Raw genomic sequence first — 13835 nt, forward strand, 5'->3', positions numbered from 1 at the left:
ATGGACACTGTGGACATGTCAACATTTCCGCAAGGCAACTTCACCATCGTCAACGACGAGACCGGCCGCTGTGTCCGCGTCCGGCTCGGCAGGTCCACGGATGTCAGCGACTGGAAGGAGGGCACCAAGTACCTCCAGACGGTGACCGAGAAGCCGTTGCTCGAACTCGGCGAGGCGGACAACAGCCCCGCGACCGTCTGGTGGTTCCACACCGGCGACGACGCTCAGGAGCGCCGGCCGTTCAACCAGATCGTCAGCTACCCCGTCGGCGAGTACCAGAACATCGGCCGTCACTGCGTGTGGCTCTACACCGACGCGCTCGAAGAGGAGAAGGAGAAGCAGCGCGCGGCCCGGCAGTTCGCCGACCGGCTGGACAGCATGCCCGAGCCGCTCAGGGAGAGGCTCGGTGAGCTGATCCCCGCCGACTGGAAGGCCCAGCATGCGAAGAAGACGGCCGGCGAACTGAAGTTATGGCAGTGGCTGCGGGAGATTCAGGAGCGGGCGCGTGCCAAGGTCGAGGCCGAATTGGAGGCTTGGGAGACCGACGAGGAGCCGTTGAGCGACGACCAGTTGGACGCCCTCGAAGCGCTCCGGGAGCGGGAACTGGAGTACGGGTTCGCGTGGAACGCGGCGCAGGCCAGGGACGAGGCGCTTCCGGAAGAGCCGGAGTGGACCGAGGAGGAGAAGGCGCTGCGGGAGGAGATCGCACCCCGGTACGAGGAGATCCGCGCCTACGCCGAGGAGTTCATCTCCGAGTACGAGGAACCCCGGCTCAAGGACCTGGAGTTGGAACGGCAGGCCAAGATCCTCGCGGACGAGCGGCGCAGCTGGCACGAGAACTGTGTTTTCCTCACGTTCCACGGGGAGAGCGGGCTCGGCAGCATGAGCAAGGAGCACCTCTCCGTGCTCCGCGCCTATCTCGCCGGGGCCGCCGAGGAGGGCATCCACCCGACGCCCGACGCGCCCGGCGCGCGGACCGGAATGTACGGCTCCGGCGCCAGTCGTGGCCGGGGCAGCACCTACCGGTGGGTGTACGACGGCACCTACATCTACGGCGCGGACAGCGGGACCGTGCCGTCGGAGCGGACCTACTGGACCGACGACAACGGCTACCTGGTCGGCAAGAACAAGGGCGGCCCCGGCCAGACGTGGACGATCGCCCCGTGGACGCCGACCCCGCGACCCGAGGCTCGCCCGTTCTCCCTCATGCTCACGGGCCTGTTCGGCCCCATCGGCGATTTCCTGCGCGTCTTCGGCATCTGACGGCCCCTGGGCGGAGAGCGCCGCGTCGGCTCAAGTCCGTTGCCGCAGAAGGTCGTTGGCCGCTCGGGGGAGAACGGCGGTGCGAACGGCCGTCGGGCTGACGGGTGCCGCGCGATGCGTGACGCGTGACGTGCGACGCGTGACGTGCGCGAAGAGCGCCGCGCCCCCGCCGGGAACGTTCCCCGGCGAGGGCGCCCCGCGGTCGGCATGGGCCTCCGGCGTCAGGTGCACGTGCCGGTGACGTAGCGCCACTTCTGGTCGGCGGCGCTGGCGCGGAGGGCATCCGCGACGGCGGTCTCGACGGCCTGTTGGCACTCCTCGGACATCTTGCCGACGCTGAGGGTGTTGGCCAGGCCCACCGCGGCGATCGAGGAGGAGCCGATCTGCGCCTGGATGTTCTGGCCGGCGAACGGGGACGACAGCACACCCTGGTTGTCGATGCGCATCGTGGCGTCGTGGACGATCGTCCCGCGAGTCCACAACTTCGGGTACTTCGTCGCGAGGGCTCCGCCCAGGGTGGCCAGCTGCTTCTTCTCCTTCGCGCTCGGCTCCTTGACCTTCGCCTTGCTCCCTACCTCGATCGTGATGTCGTTGGCCATGGTCGGCTCCGTTCGTCGCTGGTTTCTAACGGCCGCCGTCCTGAAGGAAGAAGCGGCCGCTGGTGAGGTCGTAGGGGTGGCCAGTCGCACCCCCTCGTACACATAGCCGGGGTCCCGGTTGCGGATCAGGCAGGTGCCGCCGCTCAGCGTGTAGGCGTCGCCGGGGTCGGCGTCGAGCGAGGCGTTGACCTGGAGCCGCGTCCCCGCCGTGGCCGGGATGGCGCAGGCGTAGACGCGGCACGGGTGGTCCCAGGTCGCCACGGTGGTCTCGGTCGGAGTGAACGACGCCCAGACCACGAGCGTGGGTGACGTCGGCGGCGGAACCTTGCAGAGCGTCACCCGTTGACCGTGGCGGGCTGGAACAGGCCCGAGGTGATGGCCTGGACGTCCCCGATACGGAAATTCGGGTTCGAGTCGAGGACGGTGTAGGCGTTGGGAGCCTCCGGGCCGGGGAATGACGGGAGTGGTGCTGAAGCGCGACTGGGATCTTTCCATGCCGGTGGCGGGGAATCGCAAGACCCGTCAGGAAATTGACTCGCCGGAGTGAGAGCGAACCCGTCGCGTATCTCCTTCACCCGTACGTGAAGGTTGATGATTCTACGGAAATGGATTCCCCTCGAATATCCAGGTAGGCGCCCTCTCGCCCGCCACTCCTGATCCCTGTCGAGATCGCCGCGTCAATCTCCGGTAATCGCGTTGTACCCGCACCCCGAGAAACTGGCGGATCGGCCGTGCTATTACCTTCCACGGGGGCTCACCTGGAACCCACCACCGTGGAGAACGGCACCGACAAGGACGTTCAGATCTCGGCGCGCGCCGACTGCGCCGACCCCTACGACACGGTCAGCGCCGGAAAGCGGGCGTCCTTCCATGTCACCCCCGTGGGCAGCGTCTATGACCGATTGAGCGAGAGCCGGTCCGAACACAAAGCCCGGCGCCCCTTTGTACGAGCACACCGATCCACCCCATCCGAGGAGTTCCCGTGTTCGACGAGATCACGTTCAAGAAAGCCGCCAAGAGTGCGGAGAGCCTCTACCGTGAGAACGGGCTCGACAAGAACATGAGAGGCGAGGACGCCTTCACCGACGCGGGGATCAAGGTGGCCTGGTGCGTGTACGAGGGGGTGACGAAGGCGCGCCAGAAGTACAAGGAGAATTTCCTCGGCCTGATCGCCGGTGGTATCGAAACCGATACGGACCCCGAGAAGCAGGGCGCCAGTATCGAAAAATATGTGCGGGAGAACTTCGGCACCATGGACGAGACACCCGCGACTTCTACGGCACGGGCGTCCTCAGCAGCGCGAACTGGTCGATGCTGGTGAACGACGCGTGGTTGCTCGCCGGGGTGCACAGCGGAGTCGAGTTCTTCCTCGCGTCACGGCGGACCGAACGCAACATCTGGGACGCGAACAACAAACGCCTGCGGGTCTTCGGGCGCGAACTGATCGGCATGACGTCCTTCGGCTTCACGTTCAAGGACAGCCAGTGGCCCCAACTGGGCGAAGTAGCGGTCAGGACCGGAAAGGCCCAGACCCCCGACTTCCTCACCTACCAGAAGGAGGTCATGGCCCGTCAGGGGAAGTGGCGCGACCTGCTCGCGCCCCCGTCGGCGCAACCGGTCATCACCGCCCTCACCCCCGCGAAAGGCCCGGCGGCCGGAAAGACGAAGGTCACCATCACCGGCAAGAACATGGCCAGGGTGATCAAGGTCGGCTTCGAGAACACCGTGGTCCCCGCCACGGACAACACCGCGACCAGCGTGCAGACCACCACACCCCGGCACGGCGCGGGACCGGTGTACGTCACCCTCTTCAACGACGACGGAGTGGCCTCCGAACCGCGCCTCAAGGCGTTCACCTACATCTGACCCACCCGCCGGAACGGCGAGGCCCACGCCGCGCGCTGGAAGAACCTGGAAGGACCTGGAAGAACGACGCCCCCGCCCCGGAGCCTCGCGCGTCCGGACGGGGGCATCGTCGATGCGTACGTCAGCGCACGCACCGCACACCGGCGCAGTGCGCCCGGCCGGTGATCACCCGCTGAAGTCGCCGCGATAGCCCACGGGACCCCCGCCCGGGAACTGCGCGGTTCCCTAGAAGCCGGTCCCGCCGTCGAAGAAACTGACATTGCCGCCGCCGTTAGCGTTGCTCCAGGAGAGCGTGGTGCCAGAGGTCGGGACGTTGCCGGCGTCCGGGAAGCTGCCGAAGCCGGTGTGGACCTCGGTGGGGTAGGACGGAGAGCCGTCGTCGGCGGTGGCGATCCCCCCGGTGGCCAGCAGGAGAACGGCGGCTGAGGCGGCCGCGAGGACAAAGGTGGGCGTGCGCATGAGAACTCCTTGGGGTCGACCGGCTGGATCACGGGACCAACCGAATGGCTTGCGGGACCATTCGACCGGCCCTCGACCCGCACCCCACGCCGACACGTCGACCCGCCGACACGAGTCGCCCCATCGGACGGTCACCCCGAGACCCCGGGCGAGCCCACCCACCGCCGGACGGCGAGCCCCGGGGCGGGCAGGAGGACAGGCAACGGCGACCTCGGCGTCGTTGGGAGTCCAACTCCCCTTGCTGGACAGGACGTTCACGACTCCCGTCGCGCGGGGTTCACATCACCGCGTCGGTCTGGAGGGGGCCTGCGGTGATGCGCAGTTCTCGGATGCGGACCGGCTCCTCGTCGTCGAGGTAGAAGATGTGCATGAACGGGGCGCGCACCACGTGGTCGGGGTCGGTCTTCCTGGCCATGGTGGCCTCGCCGCGCAGCAGACGGACACCGTCGCCCGCCGTCCAGAACTCCAGGACCTCGTGGGCGATGATCAGCGGTTCGTCGATCTTGACGAAGAACGCCTTGATGGCCTCGACGCCGTGGACGTGCGCGGTGCCGAAGAACATGTCGGTGTCCTCGGTCAGCGGCGCGAAGCCCTCGTCGAACTCCAACGTGTCGATGGCGTCCATGAACTTCAGGACCCACGCGGGGACGGGCGTCGCGTGGGCGGTGGTCGCGTGTCCGGTGTCGTTCATCGCCGTCAACTCCTGGTCGGGCTAAGGGCTAAGGGCTAAGGGCTACGGGCTACTGGCTATGGGTTGGCCTCGTCCGCGCTGCGGGAACCCTCCTGGGCGGGCAGGGGGCGCAGGGTCGACGCCTCCATCGGCGCGTGGCAACTGCCGCACGCGAGGTAGGGGTCGGTGGGGTTGCCGCACGTCGTGTGCATCAGGGGGTGGTGCACGGCTTCCCCGGCTGTCGCGTTGGCCTCGGCCCAGCGCGTGATCGCCACGATGGCCGGGACGATCAACTCCCGTGCACTGTCGGTGAGTTCGTACTCGTACCACGGCTTGTCGGCGCGGTAGGGCCGCTTGGAGAGCAGGCCCAACTCCGTCAGGCCGGCCAGCCGCGCGGTGAGCATGTTCGCCGAGATGCCGAGCGCCCGCTTGAGTTCCCCGAAGCGGCTGACCCCGAAGAACACCTCCCGCAGGATCTGGTAGTTCCAGCGCTCGGAGAGAGCACTCAGAAACTCCTGCCCATGCCGGAAGCTGACGCGTTCCGTCCGCTCGGACACGCCCCCTCCTCTCCGACGCCCCGATGGGCAGTAGCAGTAGCAGTAGCAGTGATGGGCAGGAGTAGTACGGAACAAGAAGTAGTACTGAAACGCTACCACTTGACCCCGGTCACGCCCTCGAACCCCGGGCACACCCCTGTCTCGCCGCGTGGGATCGTGCCGGTGTGCCGCGCGTGAGTTGAGGGTCGTGAGGTGATGTGCGGAGTCGGCGGCTGTGGTCGTGTTGTTCGGCAACCGGGGGATCAACTTTCCATCACAATAGGTGATCCCCTTATAACTCACGGTTGTGGATGATGGAGGTTCCGAGCCGCCTCGGGGTGGCCTGAGAGAGGGAGATCCATGCGCGTACGAGATGTGACGCCCCGCCGATCTGTCAGCAGGACCGCACGGTTGGTGCCGTTGGCGGCCTGCCTGCTCGTCGTGGCCTCGGGGGCGACCGCCGCGGGTGCCACCGCACGCGACGCCGCCCCCTCCTCCCTGTTCAACACCAACTCCGGCCTGTGTCTGAACGTCAAGGACAACTCGACTACCGAGAGCGCCCCCACCGAGATCTGGAACTGCGACGGCCGACGGTCGGAGCAGTGGCAACTGCGCGACAACGGAACGCTCTACAACCCGCATTCGAGCAAGTGCCTGAACGTCAAGGACAACGCGACGTTCCCCAGCGCCCGCACCGAGATCTGGTTCTGTGACGACCGGCGGTCGGAGCAGTGGCGACTGTACGGCGACGGAGTGCTCCACAACCCGAACTCCGGGCTGTGCCTGAACGTCAAGGACAACGCCACGTACCCCAGCGCCCCCACCGAGATCTGGAACTGCGACGGCCGGCACTCCGAGGTCTGGAAGCGCTTCGACCCGTCCTGACCACCCGGCACCACCGCCGAACGGGCCCTCTCGGCCCGGGACTTCAGCGGCGGAGGGCCGCCCTCCGCCGGAAAGGAACAGCGCATGCGCACCCGTGCCCTCACCGCTCTGCTCACCCTCGGCATCGGCATGGCCGTCTCGCTCGGTGCCGCCACCACCGCCACCGCCGCCCCCCTGGACGGCGGCGTCACCCCGCAGCAGTGCAGGGACGGCGGGGGGATGCCCATCCAGGACTTTCCCCAGAGCGGCTACTGCCTGGGCGGCGAATACGCCAGGCAGCCCCTCGACCTCGACTGAGTCACCCGGTCGCCGTAGATCCGGTTCCACCGGCGGTGGTGACTTTCCGCCGGTGGTGGTCCGGGAGGGGTTCGGGGTGGGTGGATGCGTAGGGAATGCCGTGGGTTCCCTTTATTTTAATGTCTTCACCGAATGGGTGCGGGAAACTCTTCGGGGGGACCGGAAAAGGGAATCAGGGGGTGAGATGTGGGCGTAAGTCCGACATCTTCGAGAGTCCTTCGGATTGGGTAAACCCGCATGTCAGAGGCTTGTAACAGGACGCCTGGCGGGTTGGATCGTCGAAAATCCTGTGATGGACTGTGGATTGTCCGAGGGGCGCGGGGAAGGAATCGCCATCCCTTTTCCGCGCTCGCGACTCAGTTCACAGAGGAGTGAAGATAAATGCCCAACCTCAAGCGTGCCGCAGTTGTCGCCGTCGGTCTCCTTGCTCTTTCCGGCTCCGCTGTCGGCGCGGCTCAGGCTGCCGAATCGGTGCACCAGGGCGCGGACATCATTTTCCCCGGCACCACCATCGAGGACTGCACGGCGGCCGGTGACAAGTTGCAGGCCGAGGGCAAGATCGTCGGCTACGCCTGCATGGTGAACGACAACGGCACCGTCTCGGTGACCCCGTACTACAACGACTGACCCCGCCCCCGTCAGAGGGCGCTGACCCGACCGGCACCGATCTGCCCGGTGCCACGGTGAGCGCGTGCGTCCCCCGGTGCCTGGCGCCGGGGGACGCACGCGTGGTGCCGGGCGGCTACAGGCCGAGGGCCTGGGCGGCGAGTTCGGTGCCGCGCACGCGGGCCTCGATCTTGGCGAAGGCCGTGTCGCGCGAGGTGCTGGTGTCGTCCGCGAAGGTGGCGAAGCCGGTGTCGTCGCAGGTGCCCAACTGCTCCATCGGGAGGTGTTGGGCGGCCTCCAGGACGCGGTCCCGCACCTCCTCGGGGGTCTCGACGCGAGGGTCGGCCGGGTCGGTGACCCCGACGAACACCCGCGCCCCGGACGGCAGTTGGTCGGCGACGACCTTCAGGACGCGGCCACGGTCGGGCTCACAGGCCAGCGGGAGGGAGAAGGTGCCCACCTGGAGCCGGAACAGCCTCGGCAGCAGCTCGGCGTAGTCGACGTCGAGGCTGTGGGAGGAGCCCTGGTCGGCGCCGGGGTCGGCGTGCACACCGAGGCGGGCCCGCTCGTCCTTGCTGAAACGGTCCAGGACCTTGTTGTTGAGGGCCACGAAGTCGTCGAGGAGGGCGCCGGACGGGTCGAGCTTCAACGACAACCGGCCCTCGGTGAAGTCCAGTTGGACGCGGTGCGCGCCCGCGTCGAGGCAGCCCCGGATCTCCGCCTCGGCCTCGTCGACGAGGTCACCGAGGAACGCCTCACGGGAGTAACCGTCGATGCCCCCGGCCGGGTAGAGCAGGCTCAGCAGGGACGGCGCGACCACGGCCTGCTTGACGGGGAGTTGGGTGCGGGCGCGGGCGGCACGGAGGTAGCTGTCGGCCCGCACCTGGTAGCGGAACGGTCCGCCGGTCAGCATGGGCAGTTGGCGGGTGTGCCCGTCGGCGAAGGGGATGGTGACGCCGTCGGGCGTGAGGCTCTTCAGGCCGGTGACGGGGTAGGTGAGGGAGTTCGGCTTGCGCTGGTCGCCGTCGACCAGCACCGGGCAGCCCAGCTGCGCCAGCCGGTCGAGGGTGTCCGCGACGGCGGTGTTCTGGACGCTCGCCAAGTCGGCGTCGTTGATCCGCCCTTGGGCATGATCGGTCAACGCCTGAATCAGCGTGCGGGGACGGGGAAGGCTGCCGATCGGCTCGGTGGGAATGCTCATGATCCGCACCCTAAGAGTGCCCGGTATGTGCCGGAACGGGAGCAAAATCCACCCGGTATCCACTCGATGCCACCCTTTCTCCCCGCCCCCAGGCCGTCCGGCACGGCATCAACAGGGCCTGCCCGCACCGAAGTTCACCCGATCGAGTGGGTGACAGGGGGGCGCAGGTTGATCACCGGAGAGCGCCACCGGACGGCCGCCTCTCCGGCGCCGACAGGCTCCCCGGGGTCAGGGGCTCCGAGGCGGTCAGGTCCTGGGTGCCGATGACCGACAGGAGTTCCAGCTGTTCGGCGCCCGGGGTGCCGGGTGGGGCGGTGAACCAGAGGAGGCGCTGGCGGCCGTTCTCGCTGAGGAGGTTGTGGCAGTCGAGTTCCATGACGCCGAGCAGGGGGTGGACGATCCGCTTGCGGTCCACGCGGCGCACCGCGACATCGTGGGTGTCCCAGAGCGCCGCGAACTCCTCGCTCTGGCGGCGCAGCGCGGCGATCATCTTCGTGACCTCCGCGTCCCGGCCGCGCCGGGCGGCCGCCGCCTGGAGGTCGGCCACGAACGACCGGGAGTGGTGCGGGTGGTCCTCGGGCGGATAGATCTCGCGCGCCCCCGGGTCGGTGAACCAGCGGTACACCAGGCTCGCCGCCGGACCCCGCCGCGCCGGGGACGTGCCGAGGAGCGTCACGGCGAGGTCGTTCTCCACCAGGGTCTCGTGCAGGTCGGTGATGACACGCGCGGGGGTGTTGGACAGCCGGTCCAGGAGCCCGAGCAGCGCGGGCTGCACATGCGCCGACGGTCCGTGCGCCGACGGCGGGACGGGACGTTCGGCCAGGTGGAAGAGGTGGTCGCGCTCGTCGCCGTTCAACCGCAGTGCTCGGGCGAGGGCGGCCAGGGTCTGGGCCGAGGGCTGCACGCGGCTCTTCGCGCCGCCCCGTTCCAGCTCCGTGTAGTAGTCGACGGACAGCCCCGCCAGCTGCGCGACCTCCTCGCGGCGCAGCCCGGGGACACGGCGGCGCGGGCCCTGCGGGAGACCGACCTCGGCGGGGCGGATGCGGTCGCGCCGGGTCCGGAGAAAGGCACCTAGCTCGGGAAGGTTCACGCCTCCATGGTCGCGCGTGCGGCGGGGCGCAGCCAGGGGGTGGCATCCCCTGGGTGGACGCAGCCCTGGCTGCGGACGCGGAACCGGCCGATCGTGGAGACACAGCAGGGCAACGGCGAGACCGCGGCCCGCCCCCTCCACCCCAGGAGCCAGCCATGCCAGCCCCCACCTCCCCCGACGGCACCGCCACACCGCGTGTCGCCATCGTCACCGGCGGCTCGCGCGGCATCGGCCGCCGGACCGTCGCCCGGCTGGCCGCCGACGGATACGCCGTCGTCGTCGGCTACGGCGGCAACCAGGACGAGGCCGAAGCCGCCGTCCAGGAAGCCGTCACCGGCGGCGGCCGGGCGATCGCCGTGCGCGCGGACATCGCCGACGAACATGCCGTCGCGGCCCTGTTCGACACGGCGGAGAAGGAGTTCGGCGGCGTCGACGTCGTCGTGCACGCGGCGGGCCGGATGCAGTTGGCCCCGATCGCCGAACTGGACCTCGCCACCCTGGACGACCTGCACCGCACCAACATCCGCGGCACCTTCGTCGTCGTCCAGCAGGCCGCCCGCCGGGTGCGTCCCGGCGGCGCGATCATGACGTTCTCCACCTCCGTGGTGGGGCTGGCCTTCCCGGGCTACGGCGCCTACGCCGCGAGCAAGGGCGCCGTCGAGGCCCTGACCCTGATCCTGGCCCGGGAACTGCGGGGCCGCGACGTCACCGCCAACTCCGTCGCGCCCGGCCCCACGGCCACCGACCTGTTCCTGGCCGGGAAGGACGAGGAGACCGTCGCCCGGCTGGCCGCCCAGCCGCCGCTGGAGCGCCTCGGCACCCCGGACGACATCGCCGAGGTCGTCGCCTTCCTGGCCTCCCCGGCCGGCCACTGGATCAACGGCCAGGTCATCCGAGCCAACGGCGGAATCGTCTGAGCCGCCCCCCCATGAACCCCCACTGAACCCACGAACCCACGAACCCACGAACCCACTGAACTCACTGAACACCCACAGTCACCGCGCCGATCGACGAAAGGCCCTGTCATGAAGAACGACGGCACAGGGGACGCCACCGCACAGGTCGTCCTCGTCACCGGGGCCTCCAGCGGCATCGGGGCACTGTCCGTGCGCGCGCTGGCCCGCGCCGGGCACACCGTGTACGCGGGCATCCGGCAGCTCGCCACCCGCAACGCGACCGCCGCGGCCGACCTCACCCGCTACGGCACCGACCACCACGTCGACGTCCACCCCGTCGAACTGGACGTCACCTCCCAGGACTCCGCCGATGCCGCGATCGACCGGATTCTCACCGAGCGCGGCCGGCTCGACGTGGTCGTGCACAACGCCGGGCACATGGTGCTGGGCGCCGCCGAGGCGTTCACCGTCGAGCAGCTCGCCCACCTGTACGACGTGAACGTCCTGGGCACCCAGCGCGTCAACCGGGCGGCCCTGCCGACGTTGCGCGCACAGGGCTCGGGACTGCTGGTGTGGATCGGCAGCTCCAGCACACGCGGGGGCTGCCCGCCGTTCCTCGGCCCGTACTTCGCCGCCAAGGCCGCGATGGACGCGCTGGCCGTCAGCTACGCCGCCGAGGTGCTGCCGTTCGGCATCGACACGGCGATCGTGGTGCCGGGCGCGTTCACCAGCGGCACCCAGCACTTCGCCCACGCGGGCGTTCCGGCCGACGCCGACCGTGCGGACGCCTACGACCGGCGGCACCAGCCCCTCATCGGTGAACCGGGCGATCTCGGCGCGCGCCTCGCCGCGCTCATCCCGCCGGACGCCGACGTGGCCGACGTCGCGGACGTCGTCGCCCGCCTGGTCGCGATGGACCACGGCACCCGGCCGCTCCGCACCCACCTGGACCCCAGCCGCGACGGCAGCGAAGTCGTCTCCGCGGTCGCCGACCGCGTCCGCGCCGACTTCTTCCGCCGCATCGGACTGGACAGCCTGCTCACCGCAGGCAGCTCCCTGTAACACCCATCGATCAACACCCCATCCAGAGAAGGAACTTCAGCCATGCCTTTCGCGAACTTCAAGGTCCTTGAGAAGACGCTCACCCGCGAGCAGAAGGAGAAGATCGTCACCCGCACGACCGAGCTGTACGTCGAGCTGTACGGCGAGCAGGCCCGCAACACCACCATGGTCCTGATCGAAGAGGTCCCCGACGGCGGCTGGGGCATCTCCGGCCACGTCCTGACCCTCGCGATGCTCGGCGGCCCGGCCCCGACCGAGTGACCCCAACACCGCCCGCCGGTCCAGCACATTGAGACCGAGGCCCCCCGGATCGAGCACCCGCCACCCGGCACCGCTCATCCGGGGGCCGGCGCGACGCCATCCGTCAACGGCCTTGCGGCGCGGGTCAGTTCATCCTGGCCGTCATCCTGCTCCTCACGACGGCACGATCGTCCCGCGCATGGTTCGCCCCGCACCACTGACCGACCGGCAACGGGTGCTCAGCCGGGGCGGTCCGGTGGCTTCGCCGCCCCACCAGCTCTTCCGTTGGCCTCGGGCGCCCCGGGAAAAGTGCGTGCCGCTGAAAACGTCCGCCCTTATCGTGGCCCGATGGCGATGATCAGGCAGGTTCAGGTCACCTTTGACTGTGTGGAGCCCGAGCGTGTTGCTCGGTTCTGGTGCGAGGTGTTGGGGTACGTCGTGCCGCCGCCTCCGGAGGGGTTCGACAGCTGGGGTGACTTCGACCGCTCGTTGCCGCCCGAGCGTCAGGGCGCGGCGTTCGCCTGCGTCGACCCCTCGGGCGCGGGCCCCCGGCTGTTCTTCCAACGCGTCCCCGAAGGCAAGGTCGTCAAGAACCGGGTCCACCTCGACGTACGGGCCGGTACCGGGCTCGTCGGCGAGGAACGGGTGGCCGCGCTGGAGGCCGAGTGCGCCCGCCTGGTCGCGCTCGGCGCGGTCCGCGGCCAACTCCTGCGCGCCGACGGCTTCAACGAGTCCTGCCTCGGCATGCAGGACGTCGAGGGCAACGAGTTCTGCCTCGACTGAGCTGCCCGCCCGACCTGCGTCAACTCTGGTCGTAGGGCGTGGTCATGAACTCGGCCAGGACCGTGCCGCCCGGGTCGAGGGTGTAGAGGCCTCGGCCGCCGTACCCGTGGTTGATCTCGCCCTCGGCGGTCTTGCCCGGGTTCGGCCAGTAGGGGACGCCGCCCCGCTTCAGGCGCCCCAGGATCGCGTCGAACTCCGCGTCGGTCACGAGGAAGGCGACGTGAGACTCGTTGATGCGGTCATGCGGGACCAGGTCGTCGGCGAAGTCGATGCCGACGCCGTTCTCCGTGCTGACCTGCGTGAAACGGCCCCAGTCGAGCGGGGTGGGCGCCGCCATCAGGTCGGCCAGGAACGCGGCGGACTCCCGCCGGTCCCGGCAGTGGACGATGAAGTGGTTCAACTCGTTCGACATCTCAACTCCTGTGCAGCATGGGGTATTTCGGTGCGAGGGGGAGGAGAAGGGGGGGAAGAAGAGGGGAGGAGGGGGAGGCTGATGGGGCGAGTTCGGCCCCCCGCCCGGCCCTCGGTCGGCCTCGGCGCCGCAGCTCTTCAGCACGCCAGCTCTTCAACTCCTCAGCTCTTCAGCGTGCCGCCGAACCTCTCCGGGACCAGGTCCGCCTGTTCCGCGCCGCTCCTGATCAGGGCGATGATCGCGTCCGCCGCGCTCTCCGGCGACTGGGGTTCGAGGCCGCTGGACGCCTCCATCGTCAGCGCGTCCTCGACACTGCCCCGCACCGTGCCGACGAACTCGCTCTCGGTGATCGACGGGTACATCAACGACACCGCGATCCCGGCGTCGGCGAGTTCCGCGCGGGCGATGGCCGAGAGCTTCTGTAGCGCCGCCTTGGACGCGGCGTATCCGCCGGACCCGGGCAGCGTGGACCAGGTGATGCCGGAGCTGACGTTGACGATCGCCCCGGCCCCCTGCCGACGCATCACCGGGAGCACCGCCTGCATCATGACCAGCGGCGCGACGAGGTTCAGCTCCAGGAGGGCCCGGAAGTCGTCGGGGTCGATGGCCTCGACGGTGGCTTGCAGCCCCTGGCCCGCGTTGTTGACGAGGACGTCGATGCGGCCGAACCTCTCGACCGCCGCCCGCACGGCCGCCTCGACCTGCGTCCGGTCCGTCACGTCGCACGGTACGGCCAGGGCGTCGCCGCCCAACTCCTCGGCGAGTTGCCGGATGCGGTCCTCGCGGCGGGCGAGCAGCACCACGCGGGCACCGGCCCGGGAGGCGGCCCGTGCGGTGGCGGCTCCGATGCCGGACGAGGCTCCGGTCACGAGCACGGTGGCTCCGTCGATGTCCATGGCGGGTCTCCTTGTCTGTGGATCAGGCTCCCCGAGCGGTCCCCTCAATACTATCAAACGATAGCTATCACGTG

General features: G+C 69.3%; 18 protein-coding genes and 1 pseudogene. 10 read left to right on the top strand and 9 right to left on the bottom strand.

The features are described 5' to 3' along the window. Positions 1 to 15 precede the first annotated feature (15 nt). Positions 16 to 1263 carry a hypothetical protein gene (locus ACIQOU_RS28440; RefSeq protein ID WP_401540785.1) on the top strand — a complete coding sequence of 416 codons (1248 nt, stop codon included), beginning with the start codon at positions 16 to 18 and terminating at the stop codon, positions 1261 to 1263. A 221-nt stretch (positions 1264 to 1484) separates the two neighbouring features. Here ACIQOU_RS28440 and ACIQOU_RS28445 read toward each other — a convergent pair whose 3' ends face one another. Beyond that, a complete protein-coding gene (locus ACIQOU_RS28445) occupies positions 1485 to 2201 on the bottom strand; it encodes a hypothetical protein (protein ID WP_401540788.1) in 717 nt (238 codons plus the stop codon). 643 nt (positions 2202 to 2844) lie between these two features. Here ACIQOU_RS28445 and ACIQOU_RS28450 point away from each other — a divergent pair. Together ACIQOU_RS28450 and ACIQOU_RS28455 are read left to right on the top strand one after the other, a co-directional pair. Continuing rightward, on the top strand, positions 2845 to 3183 hold the full coding sequence (locus ACIQOU_RS28450) for a hypothetical protein (protein ID WP_401540791.1): 339 nt from the start codon (positions 2845 to 2847) through the stop codon (positions 3181 to 3183). Further along, entirely contained in the window at positions 3174 to 3728 is a 555-nt protein-coding gene (locus ACIQOU_RS28455; protein WP_401540794.1) for an IPT/TIG domain-containing protein, read from the top strand. The genes ACIQOU_RS28450 and ACIQOU_RS28455 overlap by 10 nt, the downstream gene beginning before the upstream one ends. A gap of 165 nt (positions 3729 to 3893) precedes the next feature. Here ACIQOU_RS28455 and ACIQOU_RS28460 read toward each other — a convergent pair. From ACIQOU_RS28460 to ACIQOU_RS28475, 4 genes and pseudogenes are all read right to left on the bottom strand, one after another. Beyond that, a pseudogene (locus ACIQOU_RS28460) lies at positions 3894 to 3953 on the bottom strand (hypothetical protein); the annotation flags it as partial. Continuing rightward, the gene (locus tag ACIQOU_RS28465; RefSeq protein WP_401540797.1) at positions 3954 to 4187 is read right to left on the bottom strand and encodes a hypothetical protein; all 234 of its coding nucleotides are present in this window, start codon (positions 4185 to 4187) and stop codon (positions 3954 to 3956) included. A 277-nt stretch (positions 4188 to 4464) separates the two neighbouring features. Further along, positions 4465 to 4878, bottom strand: a complete 414-nt coding sequence (locus ACIQOU_RS28470) for a nuclear transport factor 2 family protein (RefSeq protein WP_401540800.1) — start codon at positions 4876 to 4878, stop codon at positions 4465 to 4467. Positions 4879 to 4934: 56 nt separating this feature from the next. After that, positions 4935 to 5414, bottom strand: coding sequence for a winged helix-turn-helix transcriptional regulator (locus tag ACIQOU_RS28475; protein ID WP_401540803.1), 480 nt, complete (start codon positions 5412 to 5414; stop codon positions 4935 to 4937). Between the two features lie 339 nt (positions 5415 to 5753). Here ACIQOU_RS28475 and ACIQOU_RS28480 point away from each other — a divergent pair, with 339 nt between their 5' ends. From ACIQOU_RS28480 to ACIQOU_RS28490, 3 genes are all read left to right on the top strand, one after another. Beyond that, complete coding sequence (locus tag ACIQOU_RS28480) at positions 5754 to 6278, top strand: RICIN domain-containing protein (RefSeq protein ID WP_401540806.1); 525 nt, start codon at positions 5754 to 5756, stop codon at positions 6276 to 6278. Positions 6279 to 6362: 84 nt separating this feature from the next. Beyond that, positions 6363 to 6575, top strand: a complete 213-nt coding sequence (locus ACIQOU_RS28485; RefSeq protein ID WP_401540809.1) for a hypothetical protein — start codon at positions 6363 to 6365, stop codon at positions 6573 to 6575. Between the two features lie 381 nt (positions 6576 to 6956). Further along, positions 6957 to 7202 (top strand): hypothetical protein, encoded by a 246-nt coding sequence (locus ACIQOU_RS28490; RefSeq protein WP_401540812.1) that lies wholly within the window; start codon positions 6957 to 6959, stop codon positions 7200 to 7202. Positions 7203 to 7317: 115 nt separating this feature from the next. On the opposite strand, the gene ACIQOU_RS28495 is transcribed toward ACIQOU_RS28490, so the two are convergent. Then, positions 7318 to 8382 carry a cobalamin-independent methionine synthase II family protein gene (locus ACIQOU_RS28495; protein WP_401540815.1) on the bottom strand — a complete coding sequence of 355 codons (1065 nt, stop codon included), beginning with the start codon at positions 8380 to 8382 and terminating at the stop codon, positions 7318 to 7320. A 172-nt stretch (positions 8383 to 8554) separates the two neighbouring features. Then, the gene (locus ACIQOU_RS28500) at positions 8555 to 9472 is read right to left on the bottom strand and encodes a helix-turn-helix domain-containing protein (protein WP_401540818.1); all 918 of its coding nucleotides are present in this window, start codon (positions 9470 to 9472) and stop codon (positions 8555 to 8557) included. 155 nt (positions 9473 to 9627) lie between these two features. On the opposite strand from ACIQOU_RS28500, the gene ACIQOU_RS28505 reads away from it, so the two are divergent. From ACIQOU_RS28505 to ACIQOU_RS28520, 4 genes are all read left to right on the top strand, one after another. After that, the gene (locus tag ACIQOU_RS28505; RefSeq protein WP_401540821.1) at positions 9628 to 10389 is read left to right on the top strand and encodes an SDR family oxidoreductase; all 762 of its coding nucleotides are present in this window, start codon (positions 9628 to 9630) and stop codon (positions 10387 to 10389) included. A gap of 108 nt (positions 10390 to 10497) precedes the next feature. After that, complete coding sequence (locus ACIQOU_RS28510; RefSeq protein ID WP_401540824.1) at positions 10498 to 11430, top strand: SDR family NAD(P)-dependent oxidoreductase; 933 nt, start codon at positions 10498 to 10500, stop codon at positions 11428 to 11430. Positions 11431 to 11472: 42 nt separating this feature from the next. After that, positions 11473 to 11691, top strand: a complete 219-nt coding sequence (locus tag ACIQOU_RS28515; protein WP_401540827.1) for a tautomerase family protein — start codon at positions 11473 to 11475, stop codon at positions 11689 to 11691. A gap of 327 nt (positions 11692 to 12018) precedes the next feature. Beyond that, a complete protein-coding gene (locus ACIQOU_RS28520) occupies positions 12019 to 12453 on the top strand; it encodes a VOC family protein (protein WP_401540830.1) in 435 nt (144 codons plus the stop codon). Between the two features lie 19 nt (positions 12454 to 12472). Here the strand turns inward: ACIQOU_RS28520 and ACIQOU_RS28525 are convergent, their stop codons facing one another. Continuing rightward, positions 12473 to 12865 (bottom strand): VOC family protein, encoded by a 393-nt coding sequence (locus ACIQOU_RS28525; protein ID WP_401540832.1) that lies wholly within the window; start codon positions 12863 to 12865, stop codon positions 12473 to 12475. A 161-nt stretch (positions 12866 to 13026) separates the two neighbouring features. Beyond that, complete coding sequence (locus ACIQOU_RS28530) at positions 13027 to 13761, bottom strand: SDR family oxidoreductase (protein WP_401540835.1); 735 nt, start codon at positions 13759 to 13761, stop codon at positions 13027 to 13029. Positions 13762 to 13835: the final 74 nt, after the last annotated feature.

This window comes from Streptomyces sp. NPDC091279 (genome assembly GCF_044757465.1).
Lineage (GTDB): Bacteria > Actinomycetota > Actinomycetes > Streptomycetales > Streptomycetaceae > Streptomyces.